21 protein-coding genes are annotated in these 22,303 nt (G+C 74.4%); 15 read left to right on the top strand and 6 right to left on the bottom strand.

What is annotated here, in order from left to right:
• Window positions 1–267 precede the first annotated feature (267 nt).
• From DMH08_RS08655 to DMH08_RS08610, 10 genes are all read left to right on the top strand, one after another.
• Window positions 268–1,062, top strand: a complete 795-nt coding sequence (locus tag DMH08_RS08655; protein WP_026401591.1) for an MlaE family ABC transporter permease — start codon at window positions 268–270, stop codon at window positions 1,060–1,062.
• Window positions 1,062–1,913: an ABC transporter permease gene (locus DMH08_RS08650; RefSeq protein ID WP_026401590.1), complete on the top strand. Its 852-nt coding sequence runs from the start codon at window positions 1,062–1,064 to the stop codon at window positions 1,911–1,913. The genes DMH08_RS08655 and DMH08_RS08650 overlap by 1 nt, the downstream gene beginning before the upstream one ends.
• On the top strand, window positions 1,910–2,977 hold the full coding sequence (locus tag DMH08_RS08645; protein WP_125612874.1) for an MlaD family protein: 1,068 nt from the start codon (window positions 1,910–1,912) through the stop codon (window positions 2,975–2,977). Before DMH08_RS08650 ends, DMH08_RS08645 begins: the two co-directional genes overlap by 4 nt.
• Window positions 2,977–4,146 (top strand): MCE family protein, encoded by a 1,170-nt coding sequence (locus tag DMH08_RS08640; protein ID WP_125612872.1) that lies wholly within the window; start codon window positions 2,977–2,979, stop codon window positions 4,144–4,146. The genes DMH08_RS08645 and DMH08_RS08640 overlap by 1 nt, the downstream gene beginning before the upstream one ends.
• A complete protein-coding gene (locus DMH08_RS08635) occupies window positions 4,143–5,219 on the top strand; it encodes an MCE family protein (protein WP_125612870.1) in 1,077 nt (358 codons plus the stop codon). Before DMH08_RS08640 ends, DMH08_RS08635 begins: the two co-directional genes overlap by 4 nt.
• Window positions 5,216–6,253, top strand: a complete 1,038-nt coding sequence (locus DMH08_RS08630) for an MCE family protein (protein ID WP_125612868.1) — start codon at window positions 5,216–5,218, stop codon at window positions 6,251–6,253. The genes DMH08_RS08635 and DMH08_RS08630 overlap by 4 nt, the downstream gene beginning before the upstream one ends.
• 8 nt (window positions 6,254–6,261) lie before the next feature.
• Entirely contained in the window at window positions 6,262–7,281 is a 1,020-nt protein-coding gene (locus DMH08_RS08625) for an MCE family protein (protein ID WP_158642275.1), read from the top strand.
• Window positions 7,278–8,576, top strand: coding sequence for an MCE family protein (locus DMH08_RS08620; protein ID WP_125612864.1), 1,299 nt, complete (start codon window positions 7,278–7,280; stop codon window positions 8,574–8,576). Before DMH08_RS08625 ends, DMH08_RS08620 begins: the two co-directional genes overlap by 4 nt.
• Window positions 8,573–9,517 (top strand): hypothetical protein, encoded by a 945-nt coding sequence (locus DMH08_RS08615; RefSeq protein ID WP_125612862.1) that lies wholly within the window; start codon window positions 8,573–8,575, stop codon window positions 9,515–9,517. The genes DMH08_RS08620 and DMH08_RS08615 overlap by 4 nt, the downstream gene beginning before the upstream one ends.
• 63 nt (window positions 9,518–9,580) lie before the next feature.
• Window positions 9,581–10,207 carry a TetR/AcrR family transcriptional regulator gene (locus DMH08_RS08610; protein WP_125612860.1) on the top strand — a complete coding sequence of 209 codons (627 nt, stop codon included), beginning with the start codon at window positions 9,581–9,583 and terminating at the stop codon, window positions 10,205–10,207.
• A gap of 82 nt (window positions 10,208–10,289) precedes the next feature.
• On the opposite strand, the gene DMH08_RS08605 is transcribed toward DMH08_RS08610, so the two are convergent.
• The 6 genes from DMH08_RS08605 to DMH08_RS08580 form a co-directional block, all read right to left on the bottom strand.
• The gene (locus tag DMH08_RS08605) at window positions 10,290–11,483 is read right to left on the bottom strand and encodes a cytochrome P450 (protein WP_026401586.1); all 1,194 of its coding nucleotides are present in this window, start codon (window positions 11,481–11,483) and stop codon (window positions 10,290–10,292) included.
• A gap of 44 nt (window positions 11,484–11,527) precedes the next feature.
• Window positions 11,528–12,364, bottom strand: coding sequence for a mycofactocin-coupled SDR family oxidoreductase (locus DMH08_RS08600; RefSeq protein ID WP_125612858.1), 837 nt, complete (start codon window positions 12,362–12,364; stop codon window positions 11,528–11,530).
• Between the two features lie 38 nt (window positions 12,365–12,402).
• Complete coding sequence (locus DMH08_RS08595) at window positions 12,403–12,954, bottom strand: (2Fe-2S)-binding protein (RefSeq protein WP_199747692.1); 552 nt, start codon at window positions 12,952–12,954, stop codon at window positions 12,403–12,405.
• Window positions 12,947–13,840 (bottom strand): FAD binding domain-containing protein, encoded by an 894-nt coding sequence (locus tag DMH08_RS08590; RefSeq protein ID WP_026401584.1) that lies wholly within the window; start codon window positions 13,838–13,840, stop codon window positions 12,947–12,949. The genes DMH08_RS08595 and DMH08_RS08590 overlap by 8 nt, the downstream gene beginning before the upstream one ends.
• Window positions 13,837–16,191 carry a xanthine dehydrogenase family protein molybdopterin-binding subunit gene (locus DMH08_RS08585; protein WP_199747691.1) on the bottom strand — a complete coding sequence of 785 codons (2,355 nt, stop codon included), beginning with the start codon at window positions 16,189–16,191 and terminating at the stop codon, window positions 13,837–13,839. The genes DMH08_RS08590 and DMH08_RS08585 overlap by 4 nt, the downstream gene beginning before the upstream one ends.
• 175 nt (window positions 16,192–16,366) lie before the next feature.
• On the bottom strand, window positions 16,367–17,809 hold the full coding sequence (locus tag DMH08_RS08580; protein WP_125612856.1) for a sugar porter family MFS transporter: 1,443 nt from the start codon (window positions 17,807–17,809) through the stop codon (window positions 16,367–16,369).
• Between the two features lie 182 nt (window positions 17,810–17,991).
• Between DMH08_RS08580 and DMH08_RS08575 the strand changes: the two genes are divergently transcribed.
• Genes DMH08_RS08575 through DMH08_RS08555 form a run of 5 tightly spaced genes read left to right on the top strand, consistent with a single transcriptional unit; the run spans window position 17,992 to window position 22,141 of the window.
• The gene (locus DMH08_RS08575; protein WP_026401581.1) at window positions 17,992–18,888 is read left to right on the top strand and encodes an ABC transporter ATP-binding protein; all 897 of its coding nucleotides are present in this window, start codon (window positions 17,992–17,994) and stop codon (window positions 18,886–18,888) included.
• Window positions 18,885–19,613: an ABC transporter permease gene (locus tag DMH08_RS08570; protein WP_084549974.1), complete on the top strand. Its 729-nt coding sequence runs from the start codon at window positions 18,885–18,887 to the stop codon at window positions 19,611–19,613. The genes DMH08_RS08575 and DMH08_RS08570 overlap by 4 nt, the downstream gene beginning before the upstream one ends.
• A 13-nt stretch (window positions 19,614–19,626) precedes the next feature.
• Window positions 19,627–20,769: a sensor histidine kinase gene (locus DMH08_RS08565; protein ID WP_158642274.1), complete on the top strand. Its 1,143-nt coding sequence runs from the start codon at window positions 19,627–19,629 to the stop codon at window positions 20,767–20,769.
• Entirely contained in the window at window positions 20,766–21,371 is a 606-nt protein-coding gene (locus tag DMH08_RS08560) for a response regulator transcription factor (RefSeq protein WP_026401579.1), read from the top strand. The genes DMH08_RS08565 and DMH08_RS08560 overlap by 4 nt, the downstream gene beginning before the upstream one ends.
• Before the next feature lie 44 nt (window positions 21,372–21,415).
• A complete protein-coding gene (locus DMH08_RS08555) occupies window positions 21,416–22,141 on the top strand; it encodes a class I SAM-dependent methyltransferase (RefSeq protein WP_026401578.1) in 726 nt (241 codons plus the stop codon).
• Window positions 22,142–22,303 lie beyond the last annotated feature (162 nt).

Genomic DNA, 22,303 nt, shown 5'->3' with positions numbered 1-22,303 from the left:
CCGGTGAACTGAGCCGACCACTACCGGGGGCGGCCCGTCCCGGCGCCGCCGGCCGCCGTCCCGCGTCGCCCTCACCGACCCCCCACCGCCCGGCCGCCGGCCGAGCGGTGGCTTTTTTCGGCGCCGACTTCCGCGAAGCCCCTTGACAGTACTACTCGCGCCAGAGTGTACTGTCGCTCTCTGCGTTGAAAATCACACATCAAGTATCCGCGAACGACTTGCACCAAAACGAGAATGTCGATCTCAATAGAGGAGCGACTGTTTCTCATGGTGACCGCCCGCCTTCGCGCACGCCGGGGCCGGCCCCTCGGCGCACTGGAGCAGACCGGCGTCCTGCTCGCCATCACCCTCGAGGGCTTCCGCAAGACGTGGGACGTCCGCCGCTGGGGCGCCGAGTTCGTCGAGCAGTGCTGGTTCGTCGCCCGCGTCACGACGCTCCCGGTGATGCTGATCGCGCTGCCGCTCGGCGGCACCATCGCGCTGCAGGTCGGCCAGATCGTCCGGCAGATCGGGGCGGAATCGGGCACCGGCGCCACCGTCGTGCAGGCGCTGGTGACGCAGGTGGCGCCCATGGCGGCGGCCCTGCTGATCTCGGGGGCCGCCGGGTCGGCCATCACCTCCGACATCGGCTCCCGGCGGATCCGCGACGAGCTGGACGCCATGGAGGTCCTGGGCATCAACCCCGTCCACCGGCTGGTGACGCCCCGGCTGTGGGCGGCCAGCACGGTCGGCGTGATGCTCTGCTCGCTGATCATCCTGGCGGGCGTCGCCGGCGGGTTCTTCTTCAACGTCGTGCGGGGCGGGGTGACGCCCGGCTCGTACTTCGGCGAGGCGACGTCGCTGCTGCGGCTCTCCGACCTGCTGATCACCCTGTTCAAGGCGTGGGTGTTCGGCTTCATCGCCGCGGCGGTGGCCTGCTGGAAGGGCATGACCTGCGGGTACGGCGCCAGCGGCGTCGGCCGCGCGGTCAACCGCGCGGCCGTCATCGCCGCGATGCTCGTCTTCGCGGCCAACTACGTGATCTCCACCCTGGCGTACGGCCTCTTCCCCCCGAGGATCTGATGACCGCCCTCGTCCCGCACCGCGCCGCCGTCGTCCTGCGCCGCGCCCGCCCGCGGCAGGCGCCGGAGTTCGCCGAGTTCGTCGTGTTCTGCGGCAGGGTGCTGCACCACCTGGTCGCCGACATCGCGCGCGGCCGGCACCGGAAGACGGTCATCGCGCAGGTCAGCGACATCAGCGCCGGGGTCGGCGCGGTCGTCCTCGGCCTCGGCATGGTCGTGGTGATCTTCTTCATGTCGTTCTTCACCGGCACCACGGTCGGCCTCCAGGCCATCCCGGGGCTGCAGCGGGTCGGCGTCGAGTCGCTCGCCGGGATCATCGCCAGCTACGCCAACGTGCGCGAGGTGACCCCGATCATCGCCGGGGTCGCGCTGATCTTCCAGCTCGGCGGCTCGTTCACCGCCGAACTGGGCGCGATGCGGATCTCCGAGGAGATCGACGCCCTGGAGGTCATGGGCGTCAACTCGCTGGCCCACCTGGTCTGCACCCGGCTCGCCGCCGCGCTGATCACGCTGGTGCCGCTGTACCTGCTGGCGCTGTTCGCCAGCTTCTTCGCCACCCGGCTGATCTCGATCCACTTCTTCGGCATCTCGCCGGGGATCTACGACTACTACTTCCACCTCTACCTGCCGCCGATCGACGTGCTGTACAGCGTCGTCAAGGTGGTCGTGTTCACGGTGATCATCGTGCTCGTCCACTGCTACCGCGGCTACAACGCCGCCGGCGGCCCGGTCGGCGTCGGCCTGGCGACCGGGCAGGCCATCCGCGAGTCCATGGTGACGATCATCATGGCCAACCTGCTGCTGTCCTACATCTTCTGGGGCGACGGCGGAACAGTGAGCCTCACGGGATGAAGACCGTCGACCTGACACCGCGCTCCCGGCTCCGGTTCGGCGCCCTCGGGGCGGCCGTCCTCGCGGCCTGCCTCGCGGCGTCCGTCCTGGCCGCGCGCGACACGCATCCGGGGTCGATCCATCTGCGCGCCTCGTTCGGCCGCGCCGGCGAGGGCCTGACCGACCACTCCGACGTCCGGATCCGCGGCGTCACCGTGGGGCGGGTCGCGTCGATCCGCCTCACCGGCGCGGGCCGCGCGCTGGTGACGCTCCGCGTCGACCCGGGAGTCCGCGTCCCGGTCGCCGCGGAGGCCGCGATCGTCCCGCTGTCGGCGTTCGGGCCGAAGTACGTCGACCTGCGGCCGGGACGGGACGAGGCGACGGGCCCGTTCCTCGCGGACGGCGGGACGATCGCGCGGACGACCGACCCGCGGGAGCTCACGGACGTCGCGGCGCCCGCCGTCGACCTGCTCGAGGCGCTCGGCCCGCGGGACGTCGCCACGATCACCGCGGCGCTCGGCGGCGGCCTCGGCGGCCGGGGCGGGACGCTGGGCGGCCTGATCGACGACTCGGCGGCGCTCCTCGGCGTCACCGCGCGCCGCGCGGACGACCTCGGCGCGGCCGTCGCGGACGGCGGGGCGCTCGCCGCGACGGCCGCCGAGCACGGCGAGGAGATCGGCGGGATCGCCGCCGACCTGGACACGGTGCTGCCGGCCGTCACCGGCGAACCGGAGGAGTTCCGCCGGCTGCTCACCGGCCTCGACGAGTCGGCGCGGACCGTCGAGCGGATCCTCGCCGCCGACCCGGGGGCGCCCGGCCGGATCATCGGGGCGGCCGATCCGGCGGTCGGCGTCTTGTACCGCGAACGCGGCGTCTTCCCCGACCTGATCAGCAGCAGCGGCTCCATCCTGACCCAGCTCGCGGGCATCGCGAACATCCCGGGCCCGCACGGCACCCTGCTCTCGCGGGTGACCGTGCACGTCGAGTCCAGCACCCTGCTCTGCGAGACGCTGCCGGGCATCTGCGGGCCGGTCGAACCGGCGATCCCCGAGGACCCGCGCGCCGCCGGACGGGAGGGCGACTGATGGCGCGGCGCAGGGCGCTCCCGGACGGCCGGGCCGCGCGCGGGTTCCTGGTGTTCGGCGTCGTCACCACCCTGCTCACCGTCTACCTGGCGTTCCGGATCGCGGGCACGGACCTCGGCTCCGGGATGGCGCTGCGGGCCCGGTTCGACGACGTCAGCGGGCTGCGGCCGGGCGACCCGGTCAAGGTCGCGGGCACGAAGGTCGGCCGGGTCGAGTCGGTCGAGGTGGTGAAGGGCCGCGCGGTGGTCGGGATGGAGGTCCGCGCGTCGCTGCGGCTCCCGGAGGACTCCGCGGCGGTCGTCCGCTGGCGGGACCTCATCGGCAACCGCGAGGTCTACCTGGAGACCGGATCCAGCCCCGTCATGCTGGCGGACGGCCGGACGCTGACCCGCACGCGCTCCGCGGCGGACCTCGGCGCGCTCGTCAACGACCTGGCGCCGCTGCTCGGCGGCATCGACCCGAAGCAGGTCAACGCGATCCTCCGGTCGTTCGCGGTCGCGCTCGAAGGCAACCAGGACGAGATCCGGCAGATGACCGCGAACCTGGCGTCGCTCCTCCGGATGCTCAGCTCCCGGACGGGGACCGTCCAGCAGATGCTCGCCGACTACCGGACGGTCACCGACGCGCTGGCCGCCCGGGACCGGCAGATCGGGCAGACCATCGACAACCTGACGAGCCTCACCCGGGCGTTCGCGCAGAACCGCGCCGCGATCGGGGACGCGGCCGTCCGGCTGGAGGGCCTGGCCTCGGGGCTCGACGAGGTGCTCGGCGACGCCGCGCCGCGGCTCGGGCGGCTGGTGGACGGGACGTCGGAGCTGATGGAGGTCGCGCACAGCCGGATGGACGACCTCGACCGGATGATCAAGGCGCTGCCGTCCGCGCTGCAGGCGCTGCTGACCCTCATGTCCGGGGGCAAGTTCCTCCGCGGCAACGCCCTGTGCATGAACGTCGTCTACGCCGAGACGTGCCCGTTCCCGATGCGGCTGCCGCCGCCTCCGGCCGCCGGGACGGGCCGGGGCCCGGACCCGGCGGTGAGCGCCGAGGAGGCGCGGCTGACGCCCGACCAGCAGCGGGTCTTCCGGGCGATGGTCCAGATCCTCTTCCTCGGCGACCAGACCGGCGGGCAGACCGGCGGGCCGGGGGCCGGCCGGACGGGGGGCCGGGGATGAGCCGGCGCGCGAACCCGCTCGCCCGGTCGTTCCGCGACCGCGATCCGGTGCGGCTCGCGCTGGTGACGGTCCCGGTGCTGGCCGTCCTGGTGGTCGCGACCTACGCGTACGGGACGCTCGGGCTGCTGCGCGGCGGCTACACGGTCAGCGGCGTGTTCGCCGGGGCGGGCGGCATCAAGGAGGGCGCCGAGGTGCGGCTCGCCGGGGTGCGGATCGGCGAGGTCACCGGCATCGCCCCCGATTTCGGCCGCGGCCGCGTGGTCGTCTCCTGGAACGTCGAGTCCGGCGTCGAGCTGGGACCGCGGATGCACGCCGACATCCGGCTGTCGAACCTGCTCGGCGGCCACTTCCTGCGGCTCTCGGGACCGGTCGTCGCGCCGTACCTCGAGTCCCGGCCGGAAGGCGAGCGGCGGATCCCGCTGGAGCGCACGAGCGTCCCCTACTCGCTGAGCACCGCGCTCGGCTCGGCGGCGGAGACGGCGGGACGGCTCGACGCGAAGGCGATCGACAAGCTGCTGACGGAGGCCGCGAAGGTCGAGCTCCCGTCCCGGGAGAAGACGGCGGAGATGCTCGCCGACCTGCGGAAGGTCGCCGCCGGGCTGAACGAGTCGTGGCCCGAGATCAGCGCGATCATCGCCGGCGGGGAGAAGCTCACCGGGGCCCTGGCGGCGAAGGACGAGCAGCTCGCGCGGCTGCTGCGGTACGGCGAGGCGCTCCTCGGCGAACTCGCGGACCGGCGGGACGAGCTGGCCTCGGCGCTCGGCTCCGGGAGCAGGGTCGTGCGGAGCCTCGACGAGGTGCTCACGAAGCACCGGAAGCAGCTGGAGACGGTGCTCGACGACTTCCACCTCGCCATGGAGACGATGACGGGCGAGAACCTGCCGTCCCTGAACACCGCCCTCGCCTGGTTCGGCCCCGCCTTCTTCGGCATGAGCACCAGCGGCAGCCGCGAGGGCCGGTGGATGGAGGGCGGCTTCGTCGGCTTCGGCCCGGTGCAGCCGGGCGTGGTCGGCCCGCAGCCGAACTTCAACCCGCCGAACCACCCCCTCGTACCGACGGGACAGGTCGAATGACGGCGCGCGACCGACGCTCCCCGGCCGCGGCGCTCGCGGCCGCGCTCGTCCTCGTCCTCGGCGGGTGCGGCGTCCCGATCGGCCCCTTCGCCGCGGAGACCTACCGCGTCACCGCCTTCTTCGTCCGGGCCGTGTCGTTCTATCCCGGTTCGCAGGTCCAGGTGATGGGCATCGACGTCGGCACGGTCGTCTCGGTCGAGCCCGTCGGCGGCCGGGTCCGGGTGGTCGCGGAGATCGACGAGGACGTGCCGCTGCCCGCGGCGGCGAACGCGGCGATCGTCCCGCTGAGCCTGATCGGCGAGCGGACGCTGACGTTCGCGCCCGCGTGGCGTCCCGGCATGCCGCGGCTCGCCGACGGCGCCGTCCTGCGCACCGACCGGACGCGCGTGCCGGTGGAGGTGAACGAGGCGCTCCAGTCGTTCGGCCGGCTGCTCGACGGCGTCGACCCGGCGAAGGCCGACGCGGCGCTGGGCGCCGCCGCCGCGAGCATGGACGGCAACGGGACCGCCTTCAACCAGGCGTTCCAGGAGGCCGGGCGGCTCATGGACGACCTCGCCGGGCAGGACGAGCGGCTGCTGGAGATCGCGCGCAACCTGAACCGGCTCGCCGGGGTCGTCCGGGGCCGGGAGCGGACCCTCGGCGCGCTGGTCGACCACTTCTCCCGGGCGTCCACGACGCTGGCGGCCGAGCGGCGGAGCATCCGCACGCTGGTGCGGGAGATCGCCGACCTCGTCGAACGCGGCGAGGAGCTCATCGACGAGTACCGGAACACCCTGCCCGGCGACCTGGCGAGGCTCGCGCAGGTCGCGCTGATGATCGAGGGGAACGCCGACCGGCTCGGGCAGCTCCTGCGGTCGCTGCCCGGCACCGGCTTCCAGTTCGTCAACGCCTACGCCCCGGAGAAGCGGTCGATCACCCTCCGGGTCACGCTCGACAACTTCGCGCGGTCCTACCTGGCCGCGATCCTCCGCGAACCCGACATCAACGAGAACGTGCCGTGCCCGCTCCCCCCTCCCTACTCCAACTGCCAGTAGGAGCCGTCGTGAGATACCTCCTGTTCGCCGGGGTGCTCGTGCTCACCGGAAGCCTGTCCGGATGCTCCCTGCAGACGCTCTCCGCCACCGCGGGCCCGCTCACCCTGACCGGCGAGTTCGCGGACGTCCAGAACCTCGTCGCCGGGCACGCCGTCAAGATCGCGGACGTGGAGGTGGGGTCGGTCTCCGGCATCGCCCTGGTGGGCGGCGGCACCGCCGGCTACCGCGCCCGCGTCACCATGTCGATCAGGGACGGGGTGGAGGTCCCCGCCGGGACGACCGCGAAGATCACGGTGACGTCCCTGCTCGGCGAGAACTACGTCCAGCTGCGGCCGCCGCGGGGCCGGCTGGACCGGGGCCCCTACCTGCCGGACGGCGCCCGGGTCGCGTCGGCCGGCACCGCCCCCGGGTTCGAGGACGTCGTCGGCGGCGCCGCCCCGCTGGTCGGGGCGCTCGCCGCGGGCGACGCCCCCGGGATCGTCGACACCGCCGCCACCGCCCTCGCCGGGCGCGGCCCGGCGATGAACGCCATGGTCGGGGACGCCGCGACGCTGCTGGCGACGTTCGAGCGGCACCGCGGGGAGCTCGCCCGCGCCGTCGACGACCTGGCCGAGCTGGGCGAGCGGCTAGCCGCCCGGGAGGAGTCGCTGGACCGGCTGCCGGGGCGCCTCGCCGACGCCACCCGGGTGCTCGCCGGCGACCGCGAGCGGCTCCTCGCCGCCGTCCGCTCGCTCTCCGACACGGCGAAGACCGTCAACGACACCGTCCTGATCGGGTACACCGACGAGCTGCGGAACCTGGTGGAGCGGCTCGGCCCGACCTTCCAGGTCCTGGCGGACGACCGGACGCGGCTCGGCACGCTGATCACCCGCCTCCAGGAGTTCGTCGAACGCATGCCCCGGCAGGTCTACAACGGGCAGCTCCTCGTCTACACGGTGATCAACTTCGACGGGTCGGCGACCGGCGCGGGCGCCGCGGCGCCGTCGACGCTGGTCGGGCTCGTCGACATGCTGGGACCCCGGCCGTGACCCGCCGCGTCCGCCTCAACCTGGCGGTCTTCGCGCTCCTCGCGGTCGTCCTGTCGGTGTGGGCGGTGCGCAACGTGCTCGAGTTCGACCCGTTCGCGCGCCCCTACCGGATCACCGCCCGGTTCGAGCGGTCGCCGGGGCTCCAGCCCGGCTTCGACGTCACCTACCTCGGCGTGGCGGTCGGGAAGATCGGGGCCGTGCGGCTGGAGCGGGGGGCGGTGGCGGTCGACCTCACCATCGAGAAGGGCGAGCGGGTGCCGCGCGGCGCCACGGCCGCGGCCGGCCTCAAGTCCGCGATCGGCGAACCGTACGTGGACCTCGCGCCCGCGCGGGGCCGGATGGACGCGCCGCCGATGCGTCCCGGCACCGTCATCCCGCTGTCCCGGACGAGCGTCACCCGCACCTACGGCGACCTGTTCGAGGCCGTGACCGACGCCGTCGACGGGCTCGACGCGCGGAACCTCCGGATCGTCACCCGGGAGCTGGCGGACGGCCTCGAGGGCCGCGGCGGCACGCTCCGCGCGACCGTCGACGGCGCCGCCCGCCTCGCCGGCACGTTCGCCGAGGACACCCGCGTCCTGGACGGCCTGATCGGCGACCTGAGCGCGCTGACCCGCACGCTCGCGGCGAAGCGCGGCGAGCTGGCGGCGGGCGTGTCCGCGACCGCCGGCCTCACCTCCGCCCTCGCCGACGTCGAGGCGGACCTCGCCCGCATCCGCGACGGGTCCCCCGATCTGGCGGCGAAGGTCGCCGCACTGCTGCGCGCGTCCGAGCCGGCCGCGCGGTGCGCGCTCGGCGCGCTGGGCGACGCGCTGCCGACCGCCCTGTCGGACGGCAACGTCGCCGCCCTCGCCGAGGGGCTGGCGTGGTCGCCGCGGCTCGCGGAGGCGATGCGGGGCGCCGTCACGTTCGTCGGCGGCCAGCCGAACCTCAACATCAACTTCGTGATCACGCCCGGGCCGGTCGAGGGCGCGGTCGAGTACCGGAACCTCGCGCCGCTGCCCGGTATCCCGCCCGTCCCGTCCTGCGCGGGCGTCGACCCGCCCGCGGCGCACAAGCCGCCGAAGCCCGAAGCCTCGGCGGCGCCCGGCGCCGGCACCGGCGCGGACACCGGACCCGCCACGGCGGCGCGGACCGCGGTTCCGGCGGGCCACGGAACCGATGCGGGCCGCGACGACGGCACGCCGTGGCCCGTCTACCTGCCGCCGGCCGTGGCCGGCCTGATCCTGCTGCGCGTCGCCCTGGGCATGCTCGGGGCGGCCCGGCGCCCGTCCTGGAGGAGGAGAAGCCGATGAAGGGCGAGACCGCGGTCTACGAGTACGGGCTGACGCTCGGCCCCGCCGACGAGAGCGGACGGAACGGGAGCGGGCGGGACGGGAGCGCGCGAGAGGGGGACGAGCGGGACGGCGGCGCCGCGCGGCCCCGGCGGCGGACCGTCCCCGGGCTCGACGGGCGGCGGCCGCCGAAGGTCCCGCCCGCGATCCTCGCCGCGTCGTTCGGCAAGGGCGGCGGCGAGGACGCCGGCAAGGACGGCGACGAGGGCGGGGACGGGGACGGACCCGCGAAGGTCGCCGCGAAGCCCGCGGACGCCGGGAGCGGCGCGCGCGCCCGCGGGCCGCGCGTCCGGCTCGCGCTGCGCATCGTCCCGGCGGCCGCGCTCGTCGCGGTGAGCGCCGCCCTCGGCGTCGTCTGGCAGGACAAGAGCGAACTGGCGCGCGAGGCGGAACTGCGCCGGGACCTGGCGAGCGCGGCGGGCAAGGTCGCGGACACCTTCTTCAACTGGGACCACCGGCGGATGGACGAGTCGTTCGCGGCGAAGTACCCGCTGCTCACCGAGAAGGCCGCGGACGCGATCCGGCCCACCGCCGCGAGCCTCACGAGCTACTTCACGAAGAACAAGGTCAGTTCCGAGGCCCGCATCCACGGGATCTACCCCGGCGAGATCGAGGACGGCGCCGCGAACGTGCTGGTCGTCATCAACACCAAGGTGACCACGGCCGAGACCGTGCAGAGCAACAACGGGGCCACGGTCGCGCTCAGCATGGAGCACGCGTCGGGCCGGTGGCTGGCGGGCAACATCACGCTGCTCAGCCCCGGGGCGGAGTCCGTCACGGACGAGAACGGCGAGCCGCTGCCCGGCGGGGACGGCGCGGAAGGCGCGGAAGGCGAGCAGGGCGCGGACGGGTCGGCGGGCTCCGGGCTGCCGGGCGGGCTCCCGTCCACGGGACGGCCCTAGCCGCGGGGCGTGTAGCGTTCCAACGGACCCGATCGACCCGAGTGCTCAAGGGGGAGCCCACGCATGCGCACGCACGGCTGGCGGGGCGACCCTCCCCGGGACGACGACGAGGCCCGGCGGCGGATCATCGAGGCGATGATCCGGTGCGTGGACCGGTACGGCGCGCGCAAGGTCGGCTTCACCCAGGTCGCCGAGGAGCTCGGCGTCACGCGCGCGACCGTGTACCGGTACTACCGCAACATCGAGGAGCTGATGAAGGCGGCCGGGCTGGCCGCGGCGGACGAGTTCGAGGCGCGGATCGCGGCGGAGCTGGCCCACCTCACCGACCCGGCCGCGATCGTCGTCGAGCTGTTCGCCCGCGCCGTGGAACGGCTCCCCCGCGAGCCGTACGTCGGGATGCAGCTCACCAGCGGGCACACGGCCAGCCTCGGGTCCGACATCCTCTCCGAGGCCGCGCTCGCCGAGATGAAGGCGTTCCTCCTCCGGCTGCGGATCGACTGGGCGGCCCTCGGCTACGGCTCCGCCGACCTCGACGGCCTCGCCGAGTTCTTCATGCGGCTGCTGTTCTCCTTCCTCGCGGTGCCCGAGGCCGCGCGCGCCGATCCGCGCGCGTTCGCGCGCCGCTGGATCGTCCCGGGGCTCCTCGCCGGCGCGGGCGCCGGGGCGCCCGGGGCGTCCCGGGCGTCCTAGCGTCCGTCCCGGCCCGTCACCGGCCCGCCCCGGCGCGCGGCGCGGACCGTGCGCGCCGGGGCGGGAGTCCGGCGGCGCGCCCTCACCCGATGACGAGCGGCAGGGTCTCCCAGCCCCGGACGGTCGAGGTCTGCGCCAGCCGGGCGCCGTCCCAGTCCACGTCCCAGCGCGGGAAGCGCCGGAGGATCTCCTCCAGCGCCACCCGGCCCTCGAGCCGGGCGAGGGCGGCGCCCAGGCAGTAGTGGACGCCGAGGCCGAAGGTCAGCTGCTGGCCCACCTTGCGGCGGACGTCGAACCGGTCGGGGTCGGGATACCGGCCCGGGTCGCGGTTGGCGGCGGCGACGATGAACATCATCGCGCTGCCCTCCGGCACCGTCCGTCCGTGGTACTCCACGTCCTTCGTGACGTACCGGGCGATGAACGGCCCGGGCGGCTCGTACCGCAGCACCTCCTCGATCGCGCCGGGGATCAGCGCCGGGTCGTCCACGAGCGCCTCCCGCTGGTCGGGGTGCCGGGCGAGCACCGAGCCGAGCCAGCCGATGAGCCGCCCCGTGGTCTCGTTGCCCGCCCCCGCGACGACCGTGGTGTAGGTGAGGGCCTCGTCGTGGGTGAGCGTGCGGGTCCGTCCGTCCTCGTCCTCGAACTCGGTGGTCAGCAGGCGGGTCATGAGGTCGTCGGACGGGTGCTTCGCGCGCCATTCGATGTAGTCGCGGAACAGCTCGCTGCTCATGATCGCCATGTCCTGGAGGTCCATCTGCCCGCCGGCCTCGGTGCGCAGGCTCGCGTCGGCGGAGTCGCGGATGGCCTCCTGGTCGGCCTCCGGGATGCCCAGCAGCATCCCGATCACCCGCATCGGCAGCTCCGCGCCGACCTCGCGGATCAGGTCGAACTCCGACGCGCCGACGAGCGGGTCGAGGGTGCGGACGCAGTAGTCGCGCACCCGCGGCTCCAGCTCGGCGATGCTGCGCGGGGTGAACACGCGGACGAGGAGGCGGCGGTGGACGTCGTGGATCTCGGGGTCCTCGAAGATGAGGGTGCCGGGCGGCATCTCGATGCCGGACTTGACCATCTCCAGGATGCCGCCGCGCGCCGAGGAGAACGTCCGCCAGTCGGGCAGGCCGCGCTCGATGTCGTCGTACCGGCTGACCGCGTAGAAGTCGTGCTTCTCGTTGTAGTACAGCGGCGCCTCCTCCCGGAGCCGCCGGTAGGTGGGGTAGGGGTCGCGGGTGAACCTGGTGTCGTAGGGGTCCCAGTAGAGCGGCTCGTCCGTGTGCACGTGCCCTCCTCGCGTGTCGGTGGACGTGAGCGGCGCGCGTCCGGTCACTTGAGCATCGAGCCCGCGTCGATCGGCAGCGGCACCCCGGTGATGTAGCGGCTCTCGTCGGAGGCCAGGAAGAGGACCGCGTTGCTGATGTCCTCGGCCTCCACCCACGGGACGGGCAGCGCGTTCATCATCTGCGAGATCGGCGCCATGTCCTCCCGGGTGGGGTTCTCCAGGTCGGGGCGGAACATCCGGTAGGTCAGGTCGTTCATCAGCATCGGCGTGTTCACCTGCGTGGGGTGGACGGAGTTGACACGGATGCCGTACTGCGCGAGCTCCACCGCCATCGAGCGCATCAGGCCCACGACGCCGTGCTTGGCGGCGACGTAGTTCGCGATGTTCGGATGGGCCTTGAGCCCGCCGACGGAGCTGGTCAGGACGATGGAGCCGCCCCGCTCGCCGTCGATGACGTGCGGGATCGCGGCCTTGCCGGTGTGCCAGACGCCGGTGAGGTTGACGTCGATCGAGTCGCGCCAGAGCTTCGCGTCCATCTTGTGGATCTCGTCGCCGGAGGCGGCGAGCCCGGCGTTCGCGACGACGATGTCGAGCCGGCCGAAGCGGGCGACGCCGTCGTCCACCGCGGCCTTCAGCGCGTCGAAGTCGCGCACGTCCGCCCGCGTGGCGGCGATCTTGCGTCCGGTCACCTCGACCAGGGCGACCGTCTCGGCGAGGTCCTCGGGGGTGGACATGGGGATCGGGACGGTGTCGATCTGCTCGCAGACGTCGACGGCGATGATGTCGGCGCCCTCCTGCGCGAGGCGCACGGCGTGGCCGCGCCCCTGGCCGCGCGCGGCGCCGGTGATGAAAGCGACCTTGCCTTCGACTCGTCCGGGCATGGGGGTCCTCTTCTCTCTTCGGAAGGGGCGGCGGAGGTTCAGCCCGACGCGCCGGCGGCGGACGGGTCGGCGGGCGGGCCGGCGTGCGGGTCGGCGTGCGGGTCGGCGTGCGGGCCGGCGGGGGCCGTCCGCGCCGCCGTCCGGACGGCCCTGAGGATGCCCTGGTAGCCGGTGCAGCGGCACAGGTTGCCGGACAGGGCCTCGCGGATCTGCTCGTCGGTCGGGTCGGGGTTGTCGCGCAGGAACGCGGTCACCGACACGACGAACCCGGGCGTGCAGAACCCGCACTGCAGCCCGTGCTCGTCGCGGAACGCCTCCTGGACGGGCGACAGCGCGCCGTCCGGCGCGGCGACGCCCTCGACGGTCGTGACGTCCGCGTCGTCGGCATGGACGGCGAACACCAGGCAGGCCCGCACGGCCTCGCCGTCCAGCAGGACCGTGCAGGCGCCGCACACGCCGTGCTCGCAGCCCAGGTGCGTCCCGGTGAGGCCGCAGCGTTCCCGCAGGAAGTCGGCCAGGGTGAGGCGGGGCGGGACGGTCGCGCGGCGGGGCACGCCGTTGACCCGCACCCGGATGTCGGCGTCAGGCATGCGCGGCCTCCCGGACGGCTCGTCGCCAGGCGCGCGCCGTCACGGCGGCCCCGACGTGTCTGCGGTGGTCGGCGGACGCGTGCAGGTCGGCCGGGACCGCGTCCAGCCCGGCCACGGCGGCGCGCCCCACCTCGTCGGCGGTGACGTCGGCGACGGCGGTGCCGGTCGCGGCCTCCTCCGCCGCGGCGGCGCGCAGCGGCGTCGCGCCGAGGCCGAACAGGCCGATGCCGCAGCGCCGGACCCGGTCGGCGGCGTCGAGTTCGACGGCGACGGCCGCGCCCGCGATGGCGAAGTCGCCGCCGCGGCGGGCGAACTCCTCGATCGCGAAGCCGCGGCGGCCCCGCCACACGGGGAAGTCGACGGCCGTCAGCAGCTCGTCGTCCGCGAGGTCCGTCGTCCACATGCCGGTGAAGAACCGGTCGGCGGGGACGGTCCGCGCGCCGCGCGGCGACCTGGCGTGCAGCAGGGCGCCGAGCGCCAGGGCGACCGCCGGGTACTCGGCGGCGGCGTCGGCGTGGGCCAGCGACCCGCCGACGGTGCCGCGGTTGCGGATCTGGAAGTGCCCGATCAGCGGGGTCGCGCGGGCGAGCAGCGGCACGGCGCGGGCCGCCTCGGCGGACCGCTCGATCGCGGTCTGCGTGGTGCAGGCCCCGACCCGCAGGACGCCGTCGCGCCCGTCGGCCGGGCCGTGCTCCGCGACGCCGCGCAGCCCGGCCGTCCGGCGCAGGTCGACCAGGTGCTCGGGGACCGCCAGGCGCAGCGCGAGCATCGGGACGAGGCTCTGCCCGCCGGCGATGACCTTCGCGTCCTCGCCGAGGTCCGCCAGCATCGCGACGGCCTCGCCGACGTCGGCGGGGGCGTGGTGGTCGAACGCGGCGGGCTTCATCGCGGCACCGTCCCGTCCGCGGCGCGCACCAGCGCCGCGATCGACTCCGGGGTGAGCGGGAGGCGGGTGATCTCCGCGCCGAACGGGGCGAGGGCGTCGGCCACCGCGTTCACCACCGCCGGGGGCGCGCCGATCGCGCCGCCCTCGCCGACGCCCTTGTAGCCGCCGGGCCCCGCGGCGGGGGTCTCGACGTGCCCGTACTCGATGGCGGGCACGTCGCCCGCCGTGGGGAGGAGGTAGTCCATGAACGTGGTCGCGACGGGGTTGCCGTCGCCGTCGTAGGCGAGGTGCTCGTACAGGGCGCCGCCGATGCCCTGGACGACGCCGCCCGCGATCTGGCCCTCGACGACGTTCGGGTTGATCATCGGGCCGCAGTCCTCCCCGACGACGTAGCGCAGCAGCGTCACCGCCCCCGTCACGACGTCCACCTCGCAGGTGCACACGTGCGTCGCGTTCGCGAAGATCACCGGTGTGCCGGGGCGGTACCGGCCGCTGTGCTCCAGTCCCGGCGGGACGCCGGGCGGCAGCGCGTCCGGCTGGAAGTAGGCCAGCTCGGCGATCTCCGCCAGGGACACCTCCGCGCCGGGGACGCCGCGCACCCGCGCCCGTCCGCCGGCCAGCTCGACGTCGCCCCGCGCGGCCTCGAGCCGGTGCGCGGCGATCGCGGTGATCCGCTCCCGCAGCACGGCCGCCGTCTCGCCGACGGCGCCCGCGGTCATCGACCCCGACCGGCTGCCCGCCGCGCCGCCGCCGAACGGGGTGACCGCCGTGTCGCCCTGGATCGTGCTGACGTCGGCGATGTCCACGCCCAGCGCGTCCGCGGTGAGCTGCACGACGGTGGTCTCGATGCTGTTGCCGCTCGACCCGCCGGACACGTAGACGTTCACCTTGCCGGACGGCTCGATGCGGATCGTCGCGCCCTCGGTGGCGTGCAGCGCCATCGCGGCCGTGGTCGGCTCGACGTAGGTGCAGGTGCCGACGCCGAGGTACCGGCCCTCGGCGCGGGCCCGCTCCTGCTCCTTGCGGAACTCCTCGTAGCCGAGGACCTCCAGCGCCCGCTCGAACGTCTCCAGCGGCGTGATGTCGCTGTACGGCATCCCGTTGGGGTTGGTGTACGGCAGCTCGTCCCGGCGCAGCAGGTTCCGGCGGCGCAGCTCGGCGGGGTCGAGGCCCATCCGGCGGGCCGCGACGTCCAGCAGCACCTCGCGGGCGAGCGACTCGAGCTGCCACGGGCCCCGGTAGGCGTTGCGCCCGACGGTGTTGGAGAACACCGACGTCGACGTCCAGGCGGCGCGCGGGACGCGGTAGGGGCCGGGGAAGAACATCCCGACGGCCGCGGCCGTGCCGACCGGCCACGGCACCGGGTACGCGCCGACGTCCTGCACGTGGTCGACGGCCGCCGCCAGGATCGTCCCGTCCGCGGCGAAGGCGAGCCGGGCGTCGGCGTGCTCGTGCCGCGACTGCCCGGCGGACATGAGGTTCTCCCGCCGGTCCTCGATCCACTTGAGCGCGCCGGGCACCTTGCGGGCGGCCAGCATGACGCACATGTCCTCGCGCTGCGGGACGACCTTCTGCCCGAAGCCGCCGCCGGTGTCGCGCATCACCACCCGGACGCGCTGCTCCGGGAGCCCGAGCAGCCGCGAGCAGAACAGGCGGACCTCGTGCGGCGACTGCGTCGCGGCCCAGATCGTCAGCTCGCCCGTCGGCGCGGACCACTCGGCGACCAGCCCGCGCGTCTCGATGGGCGCCTGCGCGTACGCCTGCTGGCGGATCGTCTCGCGCACCACGAGCGCGGCCCCGTCGAAGACCGGGGCGAGCTCGTCGGCGGGCGGGCCGCCGAGCTCGCCCGCGACGTTGCCGGGGTAGCCCTCGTGGACGAGCTCGCCGGACGCGCGCGCGGCGGCGTAGTCGGCGACCGGCGGCAGCGGCCCGTAGTCCACGGACACCAGCTCGGCGGCGTCCTCGGCGACGTAGCGGTCGGCGGCGACGACCAGGGCGACCGGGTCGCCGACGAAGCGGACCTCGCCCTCGGCCAGCGGCGGGCGCGGGGTGTCCGGGACGTCCCGGCCGATCAGCGTGTACCACTGCTCGCGGACGTCCGGGTTGAGGTCCGCCGCGGTGAACACCGCGTGGACGCCCTCGAGCGCGAGCGCCTCGGCGGCGTCGACGCCGAGGACGCGGGCGCGGGCGAGCGGGCTGCGGACGAAGCAGGCGTGCAGCATCCCGGGCCGCACCACGTCGTCGACGTACGTGCCGCGGCCGGTGAGCAGCCGGGGATCCTCCACCCGGGGCACCCGGGCGCCCGCGTAGCGCGCCGCGGCCGCCCGCGCTCCGGTCACCGGTCCGGTCACCGGTCCGGTCCGGGGGGTCGGGGTGGGACGTGTGCCATCCGGGCCTCCTCGAGCGGTTCCGGTAATGACGTTCTCGCTCAGTGATGCTGAGCATATGCTTAGCATCACCCCCAGAGGCGGTCAAGGGCCCCCGGCGCCGCCTGCGCGGGCTCCCGTAGGCGTTCCGCGAACGCGGTCAGCCGGGACGGCCGCCGGCGGCCGCGTCCGGCGGGCGGCGCTCGAAGCGGCGCCGGAGGTCGGCATCGATGGACGCGGGGTCGCGGTGCTCGGTCTCCGGGACGCAGCGGACGACGAACAGCAGCCCGAGCAGCGAGACCGCCGCGAAGATCCAGAAGGTCCCGCCCTGGCCGATCGCGCCGGCGATGGGCAGGAACGCCAGGCTCACCGCGACGTTGGACGCCCGGTTGACGGCCGCCGAGGCGTCCGAGCCCGCCGCGCGCGCCCGCGCCGGGAAGATCTCGCCGATCAGCGTCCAGAACACCGGCCCCAGCCCGGCCGCGTAACCGGCGATGTAGACGACCATGAACGCCAGCGCGACCTCCGACGGCCAGTCCGCCGCGAACGACAGGCCGAGCAGGACCATGGCCACCGTCATCACGGCCAGCGACCCCAGCATGAGCGGGCGCCGCCCGGCACGCTCGACGGCGCGGACCGCCACGAGCGTCATCAGCAGGTTGACGACCCCGATGGCGATCGCGTAGGAGATCGCGTGCGACGCCGTCAGCCCGGTCCGCTCGATGATCGTCGGCGCGTAGTAGAAGACCGTGTTGATCCCCGCGAACTGCTGCAGGGCCGCGAGCGCGAGCCCGACCGCCAGCGCCGGGCGGAGGCGCGCCTCCCGCAGCGCCCGCGCCCCGGTCTCCCCCGGCCCGCGCCGCGCCGCCTCCTCGCCCGTCCGCCGCTCGTACCGCTCGATCAGGCGGTCGGCGGACGCCGGGCCGGTGACCGAGGCGATCACCTCCCGGGCCCGGTCGCGGCGCCCGTGCTCGAGCAGCCACGGGCCCGACTCCGGCAGGACGAGCACCGCCGCGGCCACCATCGCGAACCCCGGGATCGCGCCGACCGCGATCATCGCGCGCCAGTCCCCGGAGCCGGAGAACGCCAGGGCGACCAGGTACGCGACCAGGACGCCGAGCGCGATCATCAGCTGGTTGAGGGTCAGCAGGCGGCCCCGGAGGTCCTTCGGGGCGATCTCCGACAGGTAGACGGGGACGGTCGCGGACGCGGCCCCGACCGCGAGCCCGAGGACGAGCCGTCCCGCCAGCAGCGTCCCGTAGCCGGGGGAGAAGACGGCGATCACCGTCCCGGCCAGGAACACCAGGCCCTCCGCCTCGAGCGCCCGCCTGCGGCCGAAGCGGTCGGCGAGGCGGCGGGACGCCGGCGCGCCCGCCAGCGCGCCCAGCACCAGCACGCTCACGACGCCGCCCTGCTGGACGGGGCTCAGGCCGAACTCGGGCCGGATGAACAGCAGCGCCCCGGAGATCACCCCGGTGTCGAACCCGAGCAGGAAGCCGCCGAGGGCGATGAGGGCCCCCCACGTCCAGATCTTGCGGAGCCCCGCGGGCGGGACGTCGGCCGGCGGCCCCTCGCGCCCCGGAGCGCCGGAGAACCCCTGCATGCTCGTCCCCTCCCGGCCGGGCCCGCCGATCGGCGCCGATGCCGATCACCGGACGTCCTCCCCCGGCCTTCCCGGCGCCGCCGGGCGGGATCTCGAGCTTTCGCAAAATGATCGTGCGGCGCCGCCGCGGTCCATGACATTTCGCACTGTCACCGGGACCGCGCGGGCGGGACGCTGGTGCCATGACGGACCTCGCGATCCGCCTGGCGGGCGTACGCAAGACGTACGGCCCGGTCACGGCGCTCAACGGAATAGACCTGGAGATCGAGCGCGGCCGGGTCGTCGCGATCCTCGGTCCCAACGGAGCGGGCAAGTCGACGACGCTGAACACCGTCCTCGGCCTGACCCGGCCGGACGCCGGCACCCTGGAGGTGCTGGGCGGCCCGCCGCGGGCCGCGCTGGCGGCCGGGCGCGTCGGCGCGATGCTCCAGGACAACGGACTGGTGGACGAGGCCACGATCGCCGACCTGCTGCGCGCCTTCGCCTCCTGGTACCCCTCCCCGCGCCCCGTGGAGGAGGTGCTGGAGCGCGCCGGGCTCACCGCGGAGCGGGACCGGCGGGTGCTCAAGCTGTCCGGCGGCCAGAAGCAGCGCGTCCGCTTCGCGCTCACCCTCATCGGCGACCCCGAACTGCTGATCTTCGACGAGCCCACCGTCGGCATGGACGTCGCGTCCCGCCAGGCGTTCTGGGACGAGCTGCGCCGCCTCGCCGAGGACGGCCGCACCATCGTGTTCGCCACCCACTACCTCGCCGAGGCCGACGCCTACGCCGACCGGATCGCGCTGATCACCGAGGGCCGGGTCGTCGCCGAGGGCAGCGGCACCGAGATCAAGAACCGGGTCCCCGGCCGCGCCGTCCACGTGACCCTCGACGCCCCCGACGCGGCCGCGGTGGCCGCGCTGCCGGGCGTCACCGACCTGGACGTCGAGGGCACCCGGGTGCACATCACCTCGACCGACGCCGACGCGACGCTGCGCGCGCTGCTGGCGAAGCACGACGACGCCCGCGACATCGAGGTCGGCGGCGTCGACCTGGAGGCGGCGTTCGTCGCCCTGACCCGTGGGGAGAAGGTGTCGTGAGCGCCCTGCTGCGTTTGGAAGTGATCCGGCTGCTGCGCAGCCCGCAGTTCCTGATGTACCTGGCCGCGTTCCCGGTCGGGATGTACCTGATGCTGGTGAAGGTCCTCGACATCGGCGCCGACGACCCGAACGCCGACCCGGCGGCGGTCATGGTGTCGATGGCGACCTACGGGTCGCTCGGCATGGCGCTGCTCGCCGCGGGCAGCATCGCGACCGAGCGGCACAGCGGCTGGACGCGGCAGCTCGCGATCACGCCGCTGACCACCCGCGCCTACGTCATCGCCAAGACGCTGTCCGGGCTGTTCGTGGTGCCGCTGGCGCTCGGCCTGGTGCTGCTGGCGGGCGCGTTCGTCGGCGAGGTCCGGCTGGACGCCCTGCAGTGGCTCGAGATCATCGTGCTGGTGTGGCTGGCCGCGACGCCGTTCGCGGTGCTCGGCGTCACGATCGGCTACCTCGCCGCCGGGCAGGCCGCGCAGGGCCTCACCGTCGGCCTCTACTTCGCGCTCGCGATCCTCGGCGGCCTGTGGTGGCCCACCTCGCTGTTCCCCGAGGGGCTGCGGCCGTTCGCCGAGGCGTCCCCGGCGTACTTCGCGGGGTCGCTCGGGTGGGACGTCGTGGACGGCGAGCCGGTCAACCTGACCGCGATCGGCGGGCTCGCGGCATGGACGGTCGTTTTCGCCGCGATCGCGGCATGGCGGTACAAGCGGGTCGCCGCCGCGGGATGACACCATGACGACCGTGGACCGACAGACACTGGACGGCGCGTGGTGGCGGACCGGTGCGGCCAAGCGGATCTGGTTCGCCCTGTTCCTCGTCTACCTGGTGTTCCCCACGATCGTCTTCCTCGAGGGCGCCCACTCCCCCGCCGACGTCGCGATCACGCTGGCCGGCATCGCGGCGTTCGCCCTGCTCTACCTGCGGGTGATGTGGGCGTCCGTCGACCGCTTCGGGCAGAACCGGGCGCCGGTGGCGCTGGCCTGCCTGGTCGTCGTCTCGATCGGCCTGGTGTTCGAGCTCCCGCAGGACTGGCTGATCGCCCACCCCTACTACCTGTTCGCGGCGTTCGCCGTCAGCCTCCGGGCGCGCGGGTACATGCTCGGCTGCGCCCTCGTCCTCGGCTCGCAGCCGCTGCTGGCCTGGGCGGTGGGGTTCTCGCTCGCGGAGCTGGTCGCGATCCTCGGCCAGGCGACGATCATCGCGGTCGCGGTGCGGATCTTCGTGCAGCTCGCGGAGACCGTCGCCGAGCTGCAGGCGGCCCGGGCCGAGATCGCGCGGCTCGCGGTGGAGAGCGAGCGGCTGCGGTTCGCCCGCGACCTGCACGACACCCTCGGGCACACGCTGTCGGCCATCACCGTCAAGAGCGAGCTGGCCCGCAGGCTCGTCGAGCGCGACACCGAGCGGGGCGCCGAGCGCGCCGCCGCCGAGATGACCGCCATCGAGCAGGTCGCGCGGCGCGCGCTCGACGACGTCCGGGCGACCGTCGCCGGGTACCGGGCCCGGTCGCTGCACCAGGAACTGGAGGGCGTGCGCGAGGTCCTCACCGCCGGAGGCATCGCCTGCACCGTCGAACGGCCCGGCGAGGAGCTGCCGCCCGCGGCTGCGTCCCTGCTGGCCTGGGTGCTGCGGGAGGCCGCGACGAACGTCGTCCGGCACAGCGGCGGCGCGCACTGCGCCGTCCGGCTGCGCCGCGTCGGGGGCTGCGCCGAGCTGGAGGTCGCCGACGACGGCATCGGGACGCGCGACGGCGCCGCGGTGCCCGGGAACGGGCTCGCGGGGCTCACCGAACGCGTCACCGGGGCCGGCGGGACCCTCGCCGCCGGACCCCGCGAGGAGGGAGGATTCCGGGTGGTGGCCCGCGTACCGCTGGACGTGCCGGCATGATCCGCGTCCTGCTCGCCGACGACCAGCATCTGTTCCGGGGCGCGCTGGCGGCGCTGCTGACGCTGGAGGACGACCTGGAGGTCGTCGCCGAGGCCGGGACGGGCGACGCGGTGCTGCCCGCGGTCCGCGACCACCGGCCGGACGTGGCGCTGCTCGACATCGAGATGCCCGGGCGGGACGGCCTGGCCCTCGCCGCCGACATCGCCCGCGCGTACCCCGGGTGCCGCGTCGTGATCGTCACGACGTTCGGACGTCCCGGCTACCTGCAGCGCGCGCTGGACGGCGGCGCGACCGGCTTCGTCGTGAAGGACACTCCCGCGGACCGGCTCGCCGAGGTGATCCGCCGGGTGCACGCCGGCGACCGCGTGGTCGATCCGAAGCTGGCGTCCGCGAGCGTCAGCCTGGGCCGCTCCCCCCTCACCGACCGCGAGCGCGACGTCCTGCGCGCCGCCGCCGACGGCTCCCGGGTCGCCGACGTCGCCGCGCGGCTGCACCTGGCGAAGGGCACCGTCCGTAACCACCTGTCGTCGGCGATCCTCAAGACGGGCGCGAAGACCCGCAGCGAGGCGGTCCGGATCGCCGAGGACAACGGCTGGCTCTAACGCTCCTCGACCGCCCCGTGAGGGCCGCGCGCGACGCTGCGGGCATGTTCCAACAGAATCTCGCCGAGGTGTACGACCTCATCTACCGGGGCCGGGGCAAGAACTACGAGAACGAGGCCGCGACGGTCTCCGAGCGGATGCGCCGGCGGTGCCCGGACGCGCGGTCGCTGCTCGACGTGGCGTGCGGCACCGGGGAGCACCTGGTGCACCTCCGCAAGGAGTTCGCCGAGGTCGAGGGCCTGGAGTACACGGGGCAGATGCTCGGGGTGGCGCGCCGCAAGCTGGGCGACGGCCTGCCGCTGCACTCGGGCAACATGTGCGACTTCGACCTCGGCCGCCGGTTCGACGCGGCGATCTCGATGTTCGCGTCCATCGCCTACCTGCGGACGGTCGAGCAGCTCGGCCAGGCGCTCGACTGCATCGCGCGGCACGTCGAGCACGGCGGCGTCGTCGCGGTGGAGCCCTGGTACTTCCCGGAGGACTTCCTGGAGGGGTACGTGTCCACCAGCGTCGTCCGGGACGGCGACCTCACGATCTCCCGGGTGTCGCGCACCACCCGGGACGAGCGCACCGACTGCAACGTCAACATGGAGATCCACGTGGTGCTCGCCGGGCCGGACGGCATGCGCCACTTCACCGAGACGCAGGTGCTCTCGCTGTTCACCCGCGACCAGTACCTGGACGCGTTCACGGCGGCGGGCTGCGAGGCCGAGTTCCAGGAGCCGGACGAGACGTTCGGGTGCGGCCTGTTCGTGGGGGTGCGCAAGTAGCACCGCGGCAGCGAACGAGGACGGCCCCGCCGGGAGGGCGGATTCTCGGGGTCCTCGCAACACCTGATGACTCACGTGGTTGTCAGTAGATCACGCAGGCGCTCGGCTGGGGTTCTCCAGCCGAGCGTTTTGCGTGGTCGGCTGTTGAGTTGCCGGGCGACA

The sequence above is a fragment of the Actinomadura sp. WAC 06369 genome (assembly GCF_003947565.1).
Taxonomy (GTDB): domain Bacteria; phylum Actinomycetota; class Actinomycetes; order Streptosporangiales; family Streptosporangiaceae; genus Spirillospora; species Spirillospora rifamycini.
The sequence above is the reverse complement of the archived record's forward strand: the minus strand, read 5'-3'. Positions and strand labels throughout refer to the sequence as shown.